This is a genomic window from Bacillus timonensis (genome assembly GCF_000285535.1).
GTDB lineage: Bacteria > Bacillota > Bacilli > Bacillales > Bacillaceae_L > Ferdinandcohnia > Ferdinandcohnia timonensis.
In genome coordinates this window covers 249,582-265,050 of the sequence record NZ_HE610987.1, presented here as the reverse complement: position 1 = coordinate 265,050, position 15,469 = coordinate 249,582, and the positions used below count along the sequence as shown (strand labels likewise).

The window sequence follows — 15,469 nt, the reverse complement described above, 5'->3', positions numbered from 1 at the left end:
AAAATACCATGGTCATAAAGTTCATCCAATGGAAGGGGAAAGTTTAATGCCGGCATTCATTGGTGAGGAACCAAATCCGAAGCTAATATTATGTTTTGAACATGAAGAACATTGTTCATGCAAAATTTATACTGAAATACTAATAAAATACATGAATACCTTATATAAAACACTTACATTTCCATTTTTCCTTTGTTTTTATTGATTTTTTCAAAAAAATCTTTTAATTCAATTATCAAAGTGTTATTATATTTAAAAAATATTAACAATTTACACAAGAAGGAGATGGAACCTACATGTCACAAATGCTAGCTTTCGTAATTTTACTTTTCATACTTTTTATTGGTGATTTTGTTTCAGTGAAAACAAAAGCATGGGTACCATCCGTTTTTGTTTGTGCGGTTCTCTTTTTAATAGGGTATTGGACCTTTTTCCCACAGGACATTGTTGCCTTAGCAGGTATTCCGTCCGTTGTAGCAACGATGCTGATGTATCTATTAATTGTGAATATGGGTACATTATTATCACTTAAAGAATTAGCGGCACAGTGGAAAACGATTTTAATAGCTTTGTCGGGTATTCTAGGAATCATTGCAATTCTTTTTGGAATAGGCAGCCTTATTTTTGATTTACAAACAGTAATTGTAGCCATTCCACCATTAGTTGGAGGTCTCGTTTCGGCATTAATTATGTCAGAGGGTGCTGCTAATGCTGGGCTTACAAGTTTATCCGTTTTTGCAATTGTTATCTATGTAATGCAAGGCTTTGCGGGTTACCCTTTAACATCAATCGTGTTAAAGAAAGAAGGGCAGAGACTATTAAATCAATATCGTAATGGCGAGATTTCAAATAAAGAAGATGTAAAATCAGAAGTTGCAGCAACCGTGGAATCTGCTCCAAAGGTTAAATGGGTGGATAAAATTCCAGAAAAATATAATACTGAGTATTTTAAATTTTTGAGATTAGCAATTGTTGGTTTTCTTGCTTATTTGGTTTCAACTTCATTAGCACCAATCGTGGAAATTAATGCACTTGTTCTATGCTTGCTTTTCGGAGTTATTGGGAAGAGTGTTGGATTTCTTGAAACCCATACATTACAAAAGGCAAATGGATTTGGTCTAGCGATTATGGGGCTTATGCTTTTCGTCTTTGATGGATTAAAAAATGCAACTCCTAATATGATGCTCGAGATTTTAACACCACTTGTCGTTTGTATTGGATTAGGTGTAGTCGGTATGTATATCTTTTCATTTATTGTAGGAAAATTACTCAAGGTCAGCAAACACATGGCTTTTGCTGTATCGTTAACGGCTCTATATGGATTCCCAGCTGACTATATTATTACAAATGAAGTTATTAAATCAATGACACAGGATGAAAAAGAAAGAGAAGTATTAACAAGTCATATGTTGCCACCAATGCTGGTGGGCGGGTTTATCACAGTTACAATTGTTTCTGTTATTTTAGCTGGAACCTTCGTATCGTTCTTATAAGGATGAATAAAACGAAGGAATAATGGGAGGTAAAGCATTATGAATGAAAAAATAAAACAAGCAATCTTGCAATATAGTGAAGAGTTAACAGCCATCCGCAGAAAGTTGCACAGTGAACCTGAATTATCATGGGAAGAGTACAATACATCAGCGTTTGTATCACAATACCTTGATGATTTAGGAATTGAGAATCGTAAAACAAATCCAACAGGCGTGATTGGAGAAATAAAGGGCTCAAAGCCAGGAAAAACTGTAGCATTGAGGGCTGATATGGATGCCTTATCTGTTGAGGAATTAAATACAAATCTACCATATGCCTCTAAATCAATAGGGAAAATGCATGCATGTGGTCACGATGCACATACAGCGATGCTCCTTATTGCAGCAAAAGCATTGAACGACATAAGTGAAGAATTATCTGGAAATGTCCGACTCATTTTCCAACCGGCTGAAGAAGTTGCAACTGGTGCAAAGGAAATGGTAAAACAAGGAGCGGTTGATGGAGTTGATGATGTTTTTGGAATGCATATTTGGTCACAAATGCCAACAAACAAAGTTTCCTGTACCCCTGGCCCCTCCTTCGCATCTGCAGATATTTTCAACGTGAAGTTCAAAGGAAGAGGGGGACATGGGGCAATGCCACAGGATTGTATTGATGCAGCGATTGTCGCCTCGTCCTTTGTAATGAATGTTCAGTCTGTCGTTTCAAGGACGATTGACCCGCAAAAACCGGCAGTGTTAACGGTTGGAAAAATGACAGTGGGCACTCGTTTTAATGTAATTGCTGAAAATGCGGTAATTGAGGGAACTGTTCGTTGTTTTGATCCTGAAGTACGTAATCATATTGAAAAACAGCTTCAAGTGTACGCGGAACAAGTTGCTGCTACTTATGGAGCAAGTGCTGAAGTAGAATATATCCGTGGAACACAAGCGGTTATAAATGGTGAGGAAAGTGCAAAGCTCGTACAAAAAGTGGCAGTAGAGGCTTTTGGTGAAGAGATTCTTTATCATGAAAAACCAACAATGGGTGGTGAGGATTTCAGCTTTTACCTGGATGAAGTACCAGGCAGTTTTGCTTTAGTTGGAGCAGGAAATCCTGAGAAAGATACTCAGTGGGCACACCACCATGGTAAATTCAATATCGATGAAGATGCATTGGTTACTGGAGCAGAATTGTATGCCCAGTACGCGTGGGCATTTTTAAATAAGTAGAAAATGAGGACTTCTACTAATGGTAGTAAAATCAGGCCTTCCGGATGAACCGGAAGGCTTTTAAAATGGCTTGGGTTCAGGTCTACATAATCTGAATTTGGACCGATAAATCGGAAACTTAGGTCGATATCTCTAATTCTCAAATGCATGTATTTACAATGAAAAATTAAGATTGTATGAACAGTTTGTGTCTTACGAAGTATGCTTGTTGTTCCTTTAATTCGTGATTTGATATGATGAACATATTCTTAGCATAAGGGGTAGGAGACAGTGGATGAACTGTTAAGTAAATGTTGGCTTGTTAAAAATACTTTTAACATAGATGTACAAATAATTGATGAACAATTTAAAACGGTATTTCACCTATCAAATGATAATGAACCTCTGATTTTCGTGGAGGCACGAGAAAAAATGTATGGAGACATTCAGGCAACCTTAACAAAAGCTCCGAATAATAGTTTTTGTTATCATACTGATACCTATCAACTCTCGTATCTGGTGATCCCGTTACTTAAAAAGGAACAGTTTCAAGGAATGGTGTTGTTTGGCCCTTTCTTAACTGAACAAATGACGGATACGATTATTTCGAATGTAATAAAGAAAAACAATTTGGAAAACAAATGGATGAAACCACTACAGAATTTTTATCAATCATTAGCATACTTTGGACAGTCATATTTAGCGGTTGGTGAAATGCTAGTGAATGTCTTCCATCATCCTCATCTTAAATCCCATGTCGTTACTTTAAAAAATCGTACAATCCAGCATCACTCGGAAATACAGCCACAGGATTATGATCAGACTGGCTATGATATTAAACTAAGATATGATAAAGAACGAATGCTTTTACATTATATTGAAATAGGCGATAAGGAAAATGCGAAGAAAGCATTTGTCGAATTTACAGGTGATTTCTTATATAGGTTTCCTGGAAATCCATTGCGCGCAAAAAAAACATCACCATCTCATTGAATACAATGATTCGAATGGCTGCTGCAAGGGGAGGGGTTGAACCTCAATACTTACATGCGATTTCAGAAAAATTTGCACTCAAGATTGAGGAAGCTGTGGCTATGTCTGATTTAAGCTCGATTCCATTCAACATGATAGAGGATTACTGTGATGCCGTTGGGAATTTTGCTATTAAAGGTCATAGCTCCGTTGTGAGGAAAGCATTGATGTATATAAATCTTTACTTTACAGAGACGATAAATCTTCAATCTGTTGCAGATGAAATTGGAGTTAACAGATCCTATCTCGCAAAGAAATTTAAAAATGAAATGCAGCTCAGTGTAATCGAATATATTCACAAAAAACGTATTGAAGAAGCAACCTTCTTACTTGAGCAAGGAAGGTTATCGATTACTGATATTGGAATAGAAGTAGGGTTTAGCAGCTATAATTATTTTTGTAAAGTTTTCAAAGATATAAAAGGGATGACCGCTACGGAATATAAGGAAAGCATACATAAAAAAGATATGGATCATGAGTAGTAAGTGAATGGTGAGTAAATGAAGATTTTTATAAAAAGAACACAATTTTATATAAAAGTTAGCAATATTTGGTGTGAGTAAATTTTAGAATTGATAATATGAATTTATACCATGAGGGAGCACATCCTAAAAAGATGGAATCAAACAATGTTTAGGAGGATTTATAGTGGCACAAAACGCTAAACAACCAAATTTGGAAGTAAGAGTAAAGAACATCATTGAAGAAGATGGATTCCAATTTAAAGATTTGAATAATAATGGGAAGCTTGATCCATATGAGGATTGGCGCTTAAGTCCGAAAGAACGTGCCGAGAACCTAGTATCATTGATGAACATCGATGAAAAAATCGGTATGATGCTTATCAATACCCGCAGAATGGGACTTTCTCAAAAAGATAAGAGTAAGACAAGTCATGATGGTGTAATAGATGAAGCAATTGTTGAAAAGGGCGAAAATATTTTTGCTATTTCAAAAATGTATGGTACAACACATACTGTTGCAAAAATGAATCTACGTCATTTCATTTTAAGGGATAACTATAGCCCAGCTGAAATGGCGGAGTGGATAAATAAGATGAATGAAATCGCAGAAGGAACACGCTTAGGTATTCCTGTTATCATTGCATCGAATTCAAGAAATGAAAACGCTGAGCCTGTTTTCGGCATGAATGACGCAGCAGGGATTTTCTCCACTTGGCCAGGAACTTTAGGACTAGCAGCAGCAGCTAAAGGAGATATCAAAAACGGTGGAGATGCATCACTCATTAGCCAATTTGCTAAGATTGCCCGTAAAGAGTGGGATGCGACTGGCATTCGAAAAGGGTATATGTATATGGCCGATGTTGTTACCGATCCAAGATGGCAACGTACATATGGAACATTTGGGGAAGATCCTGAATTTATTGCAGATGCAATTGGACGTATAATTGACGAGTTCCAGGGTGAAACACTAGGAAAAGATAGCATTGCAATGACAACAAAGCATTTCCCTGGTGGCGGCGCAAGAGAAAATGGATTCGACCCTCACTATGAAGAAGGTAAGTGGAATTTATATCCTACTCCAGGTAGCTTAGAAAAGTATCATTTACCGCCATTTAGAGCAGCGGTTGAACATGGAACATCATCTATCATGCCATATTACTCTATTCCAAGCATCAAGAAGAGTGTGGTTCAAGAATTCGAAGGTCAAGAAATTCCATTCGAAGAAGTTGGATTTACTTTTAACCATTATTTCTTAAATCACATCCTTCGTGGAGAACTTGGATTCAAAGGTTATGTAAACAGTGATAGTGGTATTGTTAACAAGATGAGCTGGGGAATGGAAGATAGATCTGAAGCAGAGCGCTTTGCGAAAGCAATTAATGCAGGTACTGATTTAGTTGCTGATACAAATGATATTGAAAATCTTAAATTGGCTATCAGCAAAGGCTGGATTAGTGAAAAACGTATAAATGAAGCGAATGTAAGATTACTTACAGAAATGTTTACTTTAGGTCTATTCGATGACCGTACGTATAATTCACCAGAAAAGGCAACAGAGGTAATTCGTACAAAAGAACATTGGGATGCTGCATACGAAGCACATAAAAAATCTGTAACAATCCTTAAAAATTCTAATCAAACTTTGCCTTTAACAGCTGATAAGCTAAATGGCAAAAAAGTTTATGTGGAAGCATTCCATAAAGAAGTAGAAAAAGCAGCTTCTTTCACTGAAAAAGCTAGAAGCCAAGCAAAAGAACTTGGATTGTTTACATTGACTGATAACTATGAAGAAGCAGATACGGCCATTATCTTCTTACATCCAAAATCTGGTGCTTACTTTGATGCAACACCAGGATTTTTAGAACTGGAATTGTGTGAGGACAAAGTAGTGTCAGCAATCGATGGTTCATTATACCAGGAGACTACTTTGACAGGCATGAATCGATTGAAAGAAATAGCGGAAAACATTCATAGCCGTGGTGGAAAAGTGATTATGAGTGTAAACTTTGTTTTACCGTGGATTCTAGGAAATGTTGAGCCATTAGCTGATGCTTTAGTTGCTGGATATGATACATTCTTTAATGCGCAGTTTGAAGTAATGGCAGGAAATCACAAGCCTACTGGTGTATTACCATTGACATTACCTGCAAGTGATCAAGTAATTGCTGTTTATCAAAATGGAGACTGTGTTTCTAGAAATGATGTACCAGGTTATGACAAAGATAAGTATATGCCAGCAGGATTAAGCTATGCTTATAAAGATAGTGATGGTAATGTTTATAAACTTGGTCACGGGTTAACGTATTAATATAACTTAGTGTTACGTAACATATGAAGCCTGTTTATCTGATGTTAACCGACTAAAAAAAGGGTTGTTCCTAAAAGTCACTGTTGTGACTTTTTAGAACAACCCTTTTGTTTTGACTATCTTTATTTACTCTGGCTTTACCCACTCTTGTGACCATTTTTCAATTTCTCTTAAAATGGGCTCCATTGTATGACCTTTATCCGTTAAGGAATACTCAATAATAACAGGCGTTGCTGGGATCACTTCTCGCTTAACTAATCCTTGTTGTTCCAATTCCTTTAAACGCCCTGATAGTACCTTGCCGCTTATTCCAATTGCCGATTGTATTTCATTAAACCTTTGTGGCCCTATTAATAATTGATAAATGACTAATGCTGTCCATCTTTGACTCAATAGAGAAATTGCCTTTTCAAATTTGGGGCAAATGATAGATTGTTTCATTTTACAATGCACCTCTCTTGTTTTCTATTGTACCAAAAATAGAGGGTTGTTACAAATGGAAATATAGTTACTTGACACTAAAAGCTTATATAAGTATACTTACTTACATAAAGTAAGTTAATAAAAAAATGCAAATACACGCTAATAATCATAAAAGTATCTAGGAGGTTCATTATGAAATTTCACACAAAACCTACTACATTCGTGGGACATGTCAAAATAAAAGTTGAAAACATAGAACGTTCATTACAATTTTATAAGGAGATACTTGGTTTCGATATTTTGGAACAAGCAGCTTCAACAGCAAAACTAACAACAGATGGAAAAACCAGCATTCTTTCACTACAACAACCTGAAAATGTTGTACCAAAACAGGGAAAAACGACAGGACTATATCATTTTGCTCTTCTTTTACCAACAAAAACAGATTTGGCTAATATTGTGGTTCATTTAGTTGAAAAAGGAATTCGCTTTGGGTCTTCTGACCATTTAGTTAGTGAAGCTTTGTATTTAAATGATCCTGATGGAAACCAAATTGAAATTTATATAGACCGTGATCCTTCAGAATGGAATTGGATGGGGCAGGAAGTGGATATGGCTGTTGATCCACTAGATTTTGAAAGATTATTAACAAACATTGTTCCTGGCAAGTCATGGCAAGGGATGCCAGAGAAAACCGTTATGGGGCATATTCACTTACATGTTGCTGAGTTAGAAAAGACTGAGGAATTTTATGTGAAAGGTCTTGGCTTTGATGTGGTAAATCGCTATGGTACGCAGGCACTATTCCTTTCGACTGGTAAGTATCATCACCATATTGGGGTTAACACATGGAATGGAGTAGGGGCACCAAAGCCGCCAAAAAATGGTGTCGGCCTTTCATTTTATACACTCGTTTTACCAAATGAAGAAGCTCTTGCTGAAATCGTGAATAATTTGAAGCAAATTGGTGCGATAGTTGAGGAAGAAAATAATAACGTAATCACTTATGACCCTTCCGGTAACCAAATTGTATTAGTTGTTTAAAAGGAGAGATTCTTTATGAGTCAAGACAAGAAAAGTGGTATTGAAATTGGGATATATACACTTGCAGATATTGGCCCGGACCCTGTTACAGGAGAGACTATTACGGCTAAGGATAGAACGAAAGAAATCATCCAAGCCGCAAAACTTGCGGATGAGGCAGGACTAGATGTATTTGGAGTAGGCGAACATCATCGTCTGGATTATGCATCTTCTTCTCCTGCGGTTCTTTTGGCTGCTATTGCCCAAGCAACAAAACAAATTCGATTAACGAGCACCACGAGTGTTTTAAGTACACTCGACCCTGTTCGTCTATTTGAGGATTTTGCTACATTGGATTTACTTTCAGATGGTCGTGCTGAAATACTAGCTGGTAGAGGTGCATTTATTGAGTCATTTCCTCTATTCGGTTATAGTACTAATGATTATGATGAATTGTTTGAGGAGCATATGGACCTTCTCTTACAGCTGACCCGAAATGAGAAAGTTACTTGGTCCGGTAAGTTCCGGCCTTCTTTAAGGAATGCAGAAATTGCACCAAGACCGGTCCAAGAAAAATTACCTGTTTGGATTGGAGTTGGAGGTACACCCGAGAGTGCAGTTCGTGCTGGTAGATTTGGGGTGGGTATGGCTTTAGCTATCTTGGGTGGTCCCCCTAAACGTTTTAAGCCACTTGTCGATCTTTATCGTCAAGCTGGAAAAGACGCAGGACATGCACCAGAAATGTTGAAGGTTGGTGTAACTGGTCATGCTTATTTAGCCGAGACGACTCAGCAAGCAAAAGACGAGTTTTTTCCATATTACTCTAATTACTGGTATTATGTGAACCGTCAGCGTGGAATGGGGACAAGGATGTCGAGGGATGACTTTGAACGTATGGCTGGTCCGGATACTGCCTTATTCGTTGGAAGTCCACAGCAAGTCGTCGAAAAGATTCTTCAACAGTATGAGCTTTTTGGACATACACGTTTTCTTGCACAACTAGATATAGGTGGACAACCTTTTAAGAGTGTGGCAAAAGGGATTGAAATGCTAGCCACCGAAGTTGCGCCAATTGTTCGTAGAGAAACAAGTAAATAATCTTTTATAACGTGCTAACAACCTCTCTTGTATTAAGAGAGGTTGTTGCATTTTTTTATTTCAATAAATCAATGTTGATGAGATTAGATTGAATAAGAAAATAATTTAATGTGAAATAATCTTTTTAAAAAGCTCTCGAAATTTATCCCTGTCTTCTGATGTCATGGGTTTAGGCCCTTTTGTACGCTTTCCACTTTTTCGTGCCATTGCACTTAAATAACGTGTCTGTAGTAAATCATCAATGTTTTCATTTGTATAGCTAAATCCTTTATGGTGAAGGACGATACATCCTTTTGCTAAACCTAGTGATGCGAGACCATAATCTTGCGTAACGATAACATCACCTGTTTCTACTAACCTCATGATCCGATAATCGGCAGCATCTGCTCCAGAATCAACATAAATAGTTTTCACTCCTGACGGTTGCTCTGCATTGGAAAAATGAGAGAAGCTTGTTACGAGGGTAACAGGAATGTCTGCATTTGTAGCCTCAGAGATAATAATATCCTTTACCGGACAAGCATCTGCATCTACATAAATTTTCATTTTTACCTCTCCTGTGAATGAGTTTGAATTGATGATAATGGTTGATATAGGTTTTGTCAAACAGATAAAAAGTTATGAGCACCATTGATATAATGCGTTAATGATGTGGAAGGGTGTCTAATTAATGGACACATTGAATATAGAAGATTTATAGTAATAGTGTAGACAAAATGGTAAGACAATTTGATTTAGAGGTAATGTTTAGAATAATAAAAAAGTAGATAAAGGGTGGATGGACGATGATTAAAGGTATTCATCATGCAGGATTTAGTGTAGTAGATATGGAGCGCTCATTGGATTTTTATTGCAACAAGCTTGGCTTTAAGAAAGCGTTTGAATTACAACAATCAAATGGTGAGCCGTGGATTGTTTATGTCAAAGTAGCCGATGGAAATTTCATTGAATTATTTTATGAAGGTATTGAAGGCGAAAAAGAAAGGGTGCGTCATATCTGTTTCGAAGTAGAGGACATCCAAGAAACAGCGGATCAGTTGAAGAAAAATGGGGTCCATTTAGAAGTAGAAATCACTCAAGGTAAGAGTTTAAACTATCAATTCTGGATAAAAGATCCTGATGGAAATTGGATTGAATTCATGGAGATGAATCCAGAATCTCCACAAATGAAAAGTTAATAAATTTATTATTTAGGCGTTCTCCCTCATAAGAGGAAGGACGCCTATGGGACAGGGACACAGGACAGGTTCCGTGTCCCACCTCCTTTGGAAATAAGGCTATGAACTGTTGTCCCTTAATACCCAACTTCAACGGATGCGACAACAATATACATTAGATCATTTTGATCGCCTTTTTCCTCAATCACGATTCCGCTTGTTGTTAGCATGCCTCCATCCATCACTTCCACAGAGACCTTTCCAAATGGTATCGCTGCTTTAACTTCCGCGATATCTAGCTTTTCTTTTTCACAAGGGACTGCTAGTTTTACATTCACTACCATGTTATCTAAGCTATTCCCAGGTAACACAGAACGAATGCCAGGCATTGAATTAAAATGAATGGCATTCTTCACAGCTCGAACAGCTGCTTTTGTAATATTTTGCCCGTGAACATCAATACCCATTCCAGTTTCAATAAACATTAATTTCTCCATTAAAGACCCACCTCATTTTTAATTGATAGTTCTATTTTACCTTAGAATAAAGTTTTTAAAATGTTTAAGCTTCTAAAATGAAAGAAGGGAATCATAAAAAATTACGTGTATATACCTATTCAGATGAAAAAAGTGATTAAAATTGATTCTATAAAATAGTATAATAGTTACAAAATTGGTTGAATGGTCAGTAATTTTAGATAATTTAACAAGTGAATGTTTATTATTAAAATAATCAGGATATAGTCCAGGTTGGTAATAGATTGACCATTTTTTGGCTTTTCTTGAAAGATTAAATCTCTACTTTTCTACTTCAAATGAAAGGAAAGTTTTCACATGAAACAAGATACTTTTACAGAAAAAGTCAAACATATCCATCCTTCAAATGCTCTAAATGAATGTTTGTGTTCTGAAGAATTAGTGCGTATTGACCGAAAGGAATTAAATGAAACGATTCGCTTGCAGCAAGGAATGGTTTTCAAATTTAAAAGCATAAATGGACAGTTTATTCACAATTTATGTGATGGCGAGTTACTATATCGCTTGGATTTGACTCCAGGTCATGTAGTAGGAAAACAGCTAATTGATTTTCTTCCCGAACAGAACGCAAAACGAAAGCTTTTATTTTACCAACGGGCATGGAATGGGGAAGATCATGTTACCTATGAAGATGAGCTAAATGGAATCCATTATTTTGCAGCGTTACGACCTATTATTCAAAATGGGGAAACAATTGAGGTAATTGGTTCATGTATGGATATTACCGATAGAAAAAATGCTGAAAAAGCTTTACTTGAAAGTGAAAATAAATACCGCTTGATAGCTGAAAACATGACCGATTTAATCATTTTATTTGATAGTCATGGAAATTGTATTTATGCATCACCATCTCATGTATCTGTTTTAGGCTATCCTCCTGAATATTTTCTGAGCCAAAACACATTACATCTGATACATCCAAATGATCTTTCCCTGGTAATCAATGGGTTTGAAGAGGTGAATAAAACGAAGTCACCTATTCGGGTTGAGTTTCGCCTTTTACACTCCGAAGATGGTTATAAATTATTCGACTGTACGGCTACACCTGTACTGGGTGACTACGGTGAAGTTGAGCACATTATGGTTGTAGGAAAAGATATTACGGAGAAAAGAAAAGCAGAAGAGCTTTTATGGAAATCTGAGAAGTTATCATTAGTTGGGGAGTTAGCTGCAGGCGTTGCGCATGAAATACGAAATCCCCTCACCTCAATTAAAGGATTCATACAACTATTTCAGCAAGGTGCAAGGAATGACGAATTCTTTGATGTTGTTCTTTCAGAGTTAAACCGAGTTGAAGAAATCATAAAGGAATTTCTTTCTCTTGCAAAGCCACAGGAAGCTCAACTTAAGCCAGTAAGTATCTCTTCTTTGCTAAATGAGATTGAAGCCTTGATGAAATCAGAAGCGTATCTAAAAAATGTTGAAATCACCACCGAAATTGATTGGGATATTCCTCTAGTGATGTGTGACGCGAATCAAATCAAACAAGTCTTATTGAACCTTTGTAAAAACAGTATTGAAGCCACCGATGCATACAAAAAAGGTATACTAAAAATTTCTGCTTATACAGAGGATAATAGACAATTACTCATTCAGGTAATGGATAACGGGGTAGGAATAAGCGAAGAACGCATCAAAAGACTAGGAGAACCTTTCTATAGCAACAAAGAAAAGGGAACTGGCCTAGGTCTCATGCTATGTTTTCGAATTATAAAAGAACACAAAGGAACGATCACCTTCGAAAGTATAGAAAACCAAGGAACAACCGTAAAAATCAGACTACCAATTTAGGGAAACTGGGGCAAATTTCGTGCCCCATCATTTTATATAATGATGTAAAAACATTCTTCATCAACTAATAAAAAACTATCATTCAGTAAATCGTATCAAAGTGAAAAACTGTCCACTAACTAAGAAAGAAGCAGGGAACCACAAGGATTCCCTGCTTCTATTCGTTTGGTAACGTTGAAGCACTCGATTATCAAGTACCTTTATGCGCCGAACGAAGTGAAATGACAAAGCTCTTTACTATTGCTTATTTTCCAATAAACATTTGTGTCCAATAATTACCATCTACATGACCTACACCAATATGAGTAAAGTTGGAGCTTAAAATATTTTTACGATGACCTTCGCTGTTCATCCAAGCATTTACAACCTCTTGTGGTGAACGTTGGCCCTTTGCAATATTTTCACCAGCTGCACGGTATTGAATACCAAATTGCTTCATCATATCAAATGGTGATCCATAGGTTGGACTTGTGTGAGAAAAATACCCATTATTCTTCATATCAGATGATTTTGTTCTCGCAACTTCACTTAATTTTAAATCAATCTTTAGTGGCTGTAAGCCATATTTCGCACGTTCATTATTCGTTAATTTCACAACTTCTTGCTCAAACTGACTTAACGAATAAGAAGCCTGATTTGAAGTTTCATTCGTTTTCTCTGCGGGTTGCTGCTGCGCAGGTTGCTGAGCAACAGGGTTTTCCTTAACAGTTTCTTCAGCCTTTGGTTGTGTTGGTTCCTCAACAGGTTGTGAAGGTACTTCCACTTTTGGCTGAGTTTGATAGTATCCGGAATAGTATTTTTTAAGTACGTTTTGAATGAGATCATTCCAGTTCGTAGAGTTGTTGACAGACACAACGTAACGACCTTCATAAACATTATTAGAGCCACTTAATTGCTCCGCGGAGCTAGCTAATGGTCCTGTAACTAATAGTGCCCCTGCGACTACTAAAGATAGTACTGTTTTCTTCATATCTAGTCCTCCTTGTGTATGCGTTAGATACAACAACATCATAGCATGAGAGTTTTGTAATATTAGAGGAAGACTTTTCCTGCTACCGTAAACTCGGAACTATTCTACCATTTAACTTATAGCAATGGTCGAAAATGAATAGATTTGACGTAGAAATTTTGTTCTCTATCATTGTCCTTTTTTGTCAGTTTAGGTAAAAAATACATGGATATGCCTATTGACAGGTTTGAGATGGATGGTGGTATATGACGAAATTTACTATTAAATGACAAATGTAACTTAGGATTAACTAGCGTGACAAGACCAATTTTAGAAACTCATTTGGTAGTTGCTTTTTCCTTCATAGAATATATGCGAAATACTAGTTTTCATGTGTATAATAAATGTATGAATATTTGTAAAAATGATTTACTTTTGAGGTGATCAAATGGCAACAAAAGAATTAATTAAAATTGTTATTGTAGATGATGAAATTCTAATAAGACAAGGGATTAAACATTATCTTAATTGGGAGCAAGAGGGTTATCAAATTGTGGGAGAAGCTTCTAATGGAAAGGAAGCACTTGAAATAATTGAACGAAACCAACCAGATATTGTGATAACTGATATTGTCATGCCTATTATGGATGGAGAAGAATTAACAAGAATCGTTAAATCAAAATATCCCGAAATCGAAATCATTGTACTAAGTAGTTTTGGAGAATTTGACTACGTTCGGTCTACTTTTCAAAATGGAGTTGTTGATTACATATTAAAGCCAAAGCTTGATGCAAATGCGATCTTAGAAGTTCTAAATAAAGCGGTTAGTAGAATTACAACTACAGATTCAATTGAGAAAAAGCAACAGGGTCAATTGTCTGTAAATTATATAATTGAAAAGTTACTCTCAGGTTTTGAAGCGGATATTGATGAAAAACAACTATCCAAAGTGTTCCCCTATGACAGTTTCTGTTTATTAGGTGTGGTTTTTAATTGGAATATTCCTAGAGGAGATCATATCCAAGTTCAAGATAATATTATACAAAAGTATAAATCCAGTATAGCTCAAGCAACATATGAGACTATTTCTTTTGATAAAAATGAAACCGTGTTCATTTTAAATGTAAATAAAGACAAGTCACAAGAGGTAATTGACTTCGCAAAAAAGGTAGCAGAAACCCATATTGATTCAGGCTTTGTCCTAAGTGAACAATTCTCTAATTTAAATCAAATAGGACGTATATATCATGAAAAGGTAAAAAAATTAATCCAGTATAGATTTTATTTTCCTAACATCCCACTTTTAAGGGAACAAGATTTACAAGTAGAAATACCCAATATAGAAGACTTTAATATAGAATGGTTTACAACTGAACTGAAGCACAGTCGCTTTCAAGAAGCTTTCAGATATTTACAGGATCATGTATATCTATTTTCTAAATGTTATACAACCGATGTATTCGAATTTAAATCATTCTTTGAAAATATGATTTTTCACATTACCGTCCTTCTAAATAACATGGAATACGACGTTGCTGAAATTGAAAGTTCAAAGTATGAGTATTTTAAATCAATTAACGAGGCAAATTCATCCTACGAGACAATTGACTATCTTAATAAATTCATTGAGCAAGTGCAAAAGTGCTTATACTCTGAGAAAAATCAACCTAATAATTTAAATATGAAGAAACTCCTTCAATATATTGATGACCATTATTCAGATCAACTAAGCCTTGCAGATGTAGCAGAGCATTTCCATTTCAATCCTTCCTATTTGTCTACCTTTTTTTCAACACATAATAAAGAAGGATTCATAGAGTACTTGAATAAGGTTCGAATTGAGAAAGCGTCACATTTCCTACTTAAGGATTCAACGCCAATTTCAGAAATTAGTGGGATGGTAGGGTATTCGGATCATAGCTATTTTTGTAAAGTATTTAAAAAAATACATGGAATGTCACCTAGTAAATTTAGAAGAAAACACACTAGAAGATAAGAGATGGG

The 15,469-nt window shown here is 36.0% G+C and carries 14 protein-coding genes; 10 read left to right on the top strand and 4 right to left on the bottom strand.

Annotated features, from left to right (window positions below):
- Positions 1-296: 296 nt before the first annotated feature.
- The 5 genes from BTHG_RS15630 to BTHG_RS15610 all read left to right on the top strand — a co-directional run bounded on the left by BTHG_RS15630 (position 297) and on the right by BTHG_RS15610 (position 6,488).
- The gene (locus BTHG_RS15630; RefSeq protein ID WP_010677673.1) at positions 297-1,493 is read left to right on the top strand and encodes a hypothetical protein; all 1,197 of its coding nucleotides are present in this window, start codon (positions 297-299) and stop codon (positions 1,491-1,493) included.
- A 39-nt stretch (positions 1,494-1,532) separates the two neighbouring features.
- Positions 1,533-2,705: an amidohydrolase gene (locus BTHG_RS15625; protein ID WP_010677672.1), complete on the top strand. Its 1,173-nt coding sequence runs from the start codon at positions 1,533-1,535 to the stop codon at positions 2,703-2,705.
- 270 nt (positions 2,706-2,975) lie between these two features.
- Entirely contained in the window at positions 2,976-3,677 is a 702-nt protein-coding gene (locus BTHG_RS15620) for a hypothetical protein (protein WP_026021845.1), read from the top strand.
- A gap of 101 nt (positions 3,678-3,778) precedes the next feature.
- A complete protein-coding gene (locus tag BTHG_RS15615) occupies positions 3,779-4,198 on the top strand; it encodes a helix-turn-helix domain-containing protein (RefSeq protein ID WP_157256218.1) in 420 nt (139 codons plus the stop codon).
- Positions 4,199-4,364: 166 nt separating this feature from the next.
- Entirely contained in the window at positions 4,365-6,488 is a 2,124-nt protein-coding gene (locus BTHG_RS15610; RefSeq protein ID WP_010677671.1) for a glycoside hydrolase family 3 protein, read from the top strand.
- Between the two features lie 126 nt (positions 6,489-6,614).
- Here BTHG_RS15610 and BTHG_RS15605 read toward each other — a convergent pair whose 3' ends face one another.
- A complete protein-coding gene (locus BTHG_RS15605) occupies positions 6,615-6,929 on the bottom strand; it encodes a winged helix-turn-helix transcriptional regulator (RefSeq protein WP_010677670.1) in 315 nt (104 codons plus the stop codon).
- A 174-nt stretch (positions 6,930-7,103) separates the two neighbouring features.
- Between BTHG_RS15605 and BTHG_RS15600 the strand changes: the two genes are divergently transcribed.
- Complete coding sequence (locus BTHG_RS15600) at positions 7,104-7,955, top strand: VOC family protein (RefSeq protein WP_010677669.1); 852 nt, start codon at positions 7,104-7,106, stop codon at positions 7,953-7,955.
- A 15-nt stretch (positions 7,956-7,970) separates the two neighbouring features.
- On the top strand, positions 7,971-9,032 hold the full coding sequence (locus BTHG_RS15595) for an LLM class flavin-dependent oxidoreductase (protein ID WP_010677668.1): 1,062 nt from the start codon (positions 7,971-7,973) through the stop codon (positions 9,030-9,032).
- A gap of 105 nt (positions 9,033-9,137) precedes the next feature.
- On the opposite strand, the gene BTHG_RS15590 is transcribed toward BTHG_RS15595, so the two are convergent.
- Positions 9,138-9,578 (bottom strand): YaiI/YqxD family protein, encoded by a 441-nt coding sequence (locus BTHG_RS15590; protein WP_010677667.1) that lies wholly within the window; start codon positions 9,576-9,578, stop codon positions 9,138-9,140.
- Positions 9,579-9,817: 239 nt separating this feature from the next.
- Between BTHG_RS15590 and BTHG_RS15585 the strand changes: the two genes are divergently transcribed.
- Positions 9,818-10,210, top strand: coding sequence for a VOC family protein (locus tag BTHG_RS15585; protein ID WP_010677666.1), 393 nt, complete (start codon positions 9,818-9,820; stop codon positions 10,208-10,210).
- Between the two features lie 116 nt (positions 10,211-10,326).
- Here BTHG_RS15585 and BTHG_RS15580 read toward each other — a convergent pair whose 3' ends face one another.
- Positions 10,327-10,686, bottom strand: coding sequence for a Lin0512 family protein (locus BTHG_RS15580; protein WP_010677665.1), 360 nt, complete (start codon positions 10,684-10,686; stop codon positions 10,327-10,329).
- Between the two features lie 336 nt (positions 10,687-11,022).
- On the opposite strand from BTHG_RS15580, the gene BTHG_RS25140 reads away from it, so the two are divergent.
- The gene (locus tag BTHG_RS25140; protein ID WP_010677664.1) at positions 11,023-12,516 is read left to right on the top strand and encodes a PAS domain-containing sensor histidine kinase; all 1,494 of its coding nucleotides are present in this window, start codon (positions 11,023-11,025) and stop codon (positions 12,514-12,516) included.
- A gap of 244 nt (positions 12,517-12,760) precedes the next feature.
- On the opposite strand, the gene BTHG_RS15570 is transcribed toward BTHG_RS25140, so the two are convergent.
- A complete protein-coding gene (locus tag BTHG_RS15570) occupies positions 12,761-13,486 on the bottom strand; it encodes a CAP domain-containing protein (protein ID WP_010677663.1) in 726 nt (241 codons plus the stop codon).
- 427 nt (positions 13,487-13,913) lie between these two features.
- On the opposite strand from BTHG_RS15570, the gene BTHG_RS15565 reads away from it, so the two are divergent.
- The gene (locus tag BTHG_RS15565; protein WP_010677662.1) at positions 13,914-15,461 is read left to right on the top strand and encodes a response regulator transcription factor; all 1,548 of its coding nucleotides are present in this window, start codon (positions 13,914-13,916) and stop codon (positions 15,459-15,461) included.
- The last annotated feature ends 8 nt before the right edge of the window (positions 15,462-15,469 follow it).

What these genes read in the sequence shown, in the direction of transcription:
- BTHG_RS15630 (WP_010677673.1), top strand. Translation starts at nt 297, where the DNA reads ATGTCACAAATGCTAGCTTTCGTAATTTTACTTTTCATACTTTTTATT.
- BTHG_RS15625 (WP_010677672.1), top strand. Translation starts at nt 1,533, where the DNA reads ATGAATGAAAAAATAAAACAAGCAATCTTGCAATATAGTGAAGAGTTA.
- BTHG_RS15615 (WP_157256218.1), top strand. Translation starts at nt 3,779, where the DNA reads ATGTCTGATTTAAGCTCGATTCCATTCAACATGATAGAGGATTACTGT.
- BTHG_RS15605 (WP_010677670.1), bottom strand. Translation starts at nt 6,929, where the DNA reads ATGAAACAATCTATCATTTGCCCCAAATTTGAAAAGGCAATTTCTCTA.
- BTHG_RS15600 (WP_010677669.1), top strand. Translation starts at nt 7,104, where the DNA reads ATGAAATTTCACACAAAACCTACTACATTCGTGGGACATGTCAAAATA.
- BTHG_RS15595 (WP_010677668.1), top strand. Translation starts at nt 7,971, where the DNA reads ATGAGTCAAGACAAGAAAAGTGGTATTGAAATTGGGATATATACACTT.
- BTHG_RS15590 (WP_010677667.1), bottom strand. Translation starts at nt 9,578, where the DNA reads ATGAAAATTTATGTAGATGCAGATGCTTGTCCGGTAAAGGATATTATT.
- BTHG_RS15585 (WP_010677666.1), top strand. Translation starts at nt 9,818, where the DNA reads ATGATTAAAGGTATTCATCATGCAGGATTTAGTGTAGTAGATATGGAG.
- BTHG_RS15580 (WP_010677665.1), bottom strand. Translation starts at nt 10,686, where the DNA reads ATGGAGAAATTAATGTTTATTGAAACTGGAATGGGTATTGATGTTCAC.
- BTHG_RS25140 (WP_010677664.1), top strand. Translation starts at nt 11,023, where the DNA reads ATGAAACAAGATACTTTTACAGAAAAAGTCAAACATATCCATCCTTCA.
- BTHG_RS15570 (WP_010677663.1), bottom strand. Translation starts at nt 13,486, where the DNA reads ATGAAGAAAACAGTACTATCTTTAGTAGTCGCAGGGGCACTATTAGTT.
- BTHG_RS15565 (WP_010677662.1), top strand. Translation starts at nt 13,914, where the DNA reads ATGGCAACAAAAGAATTAATTAAAATTGTTATTGTAGATGATGAAATT.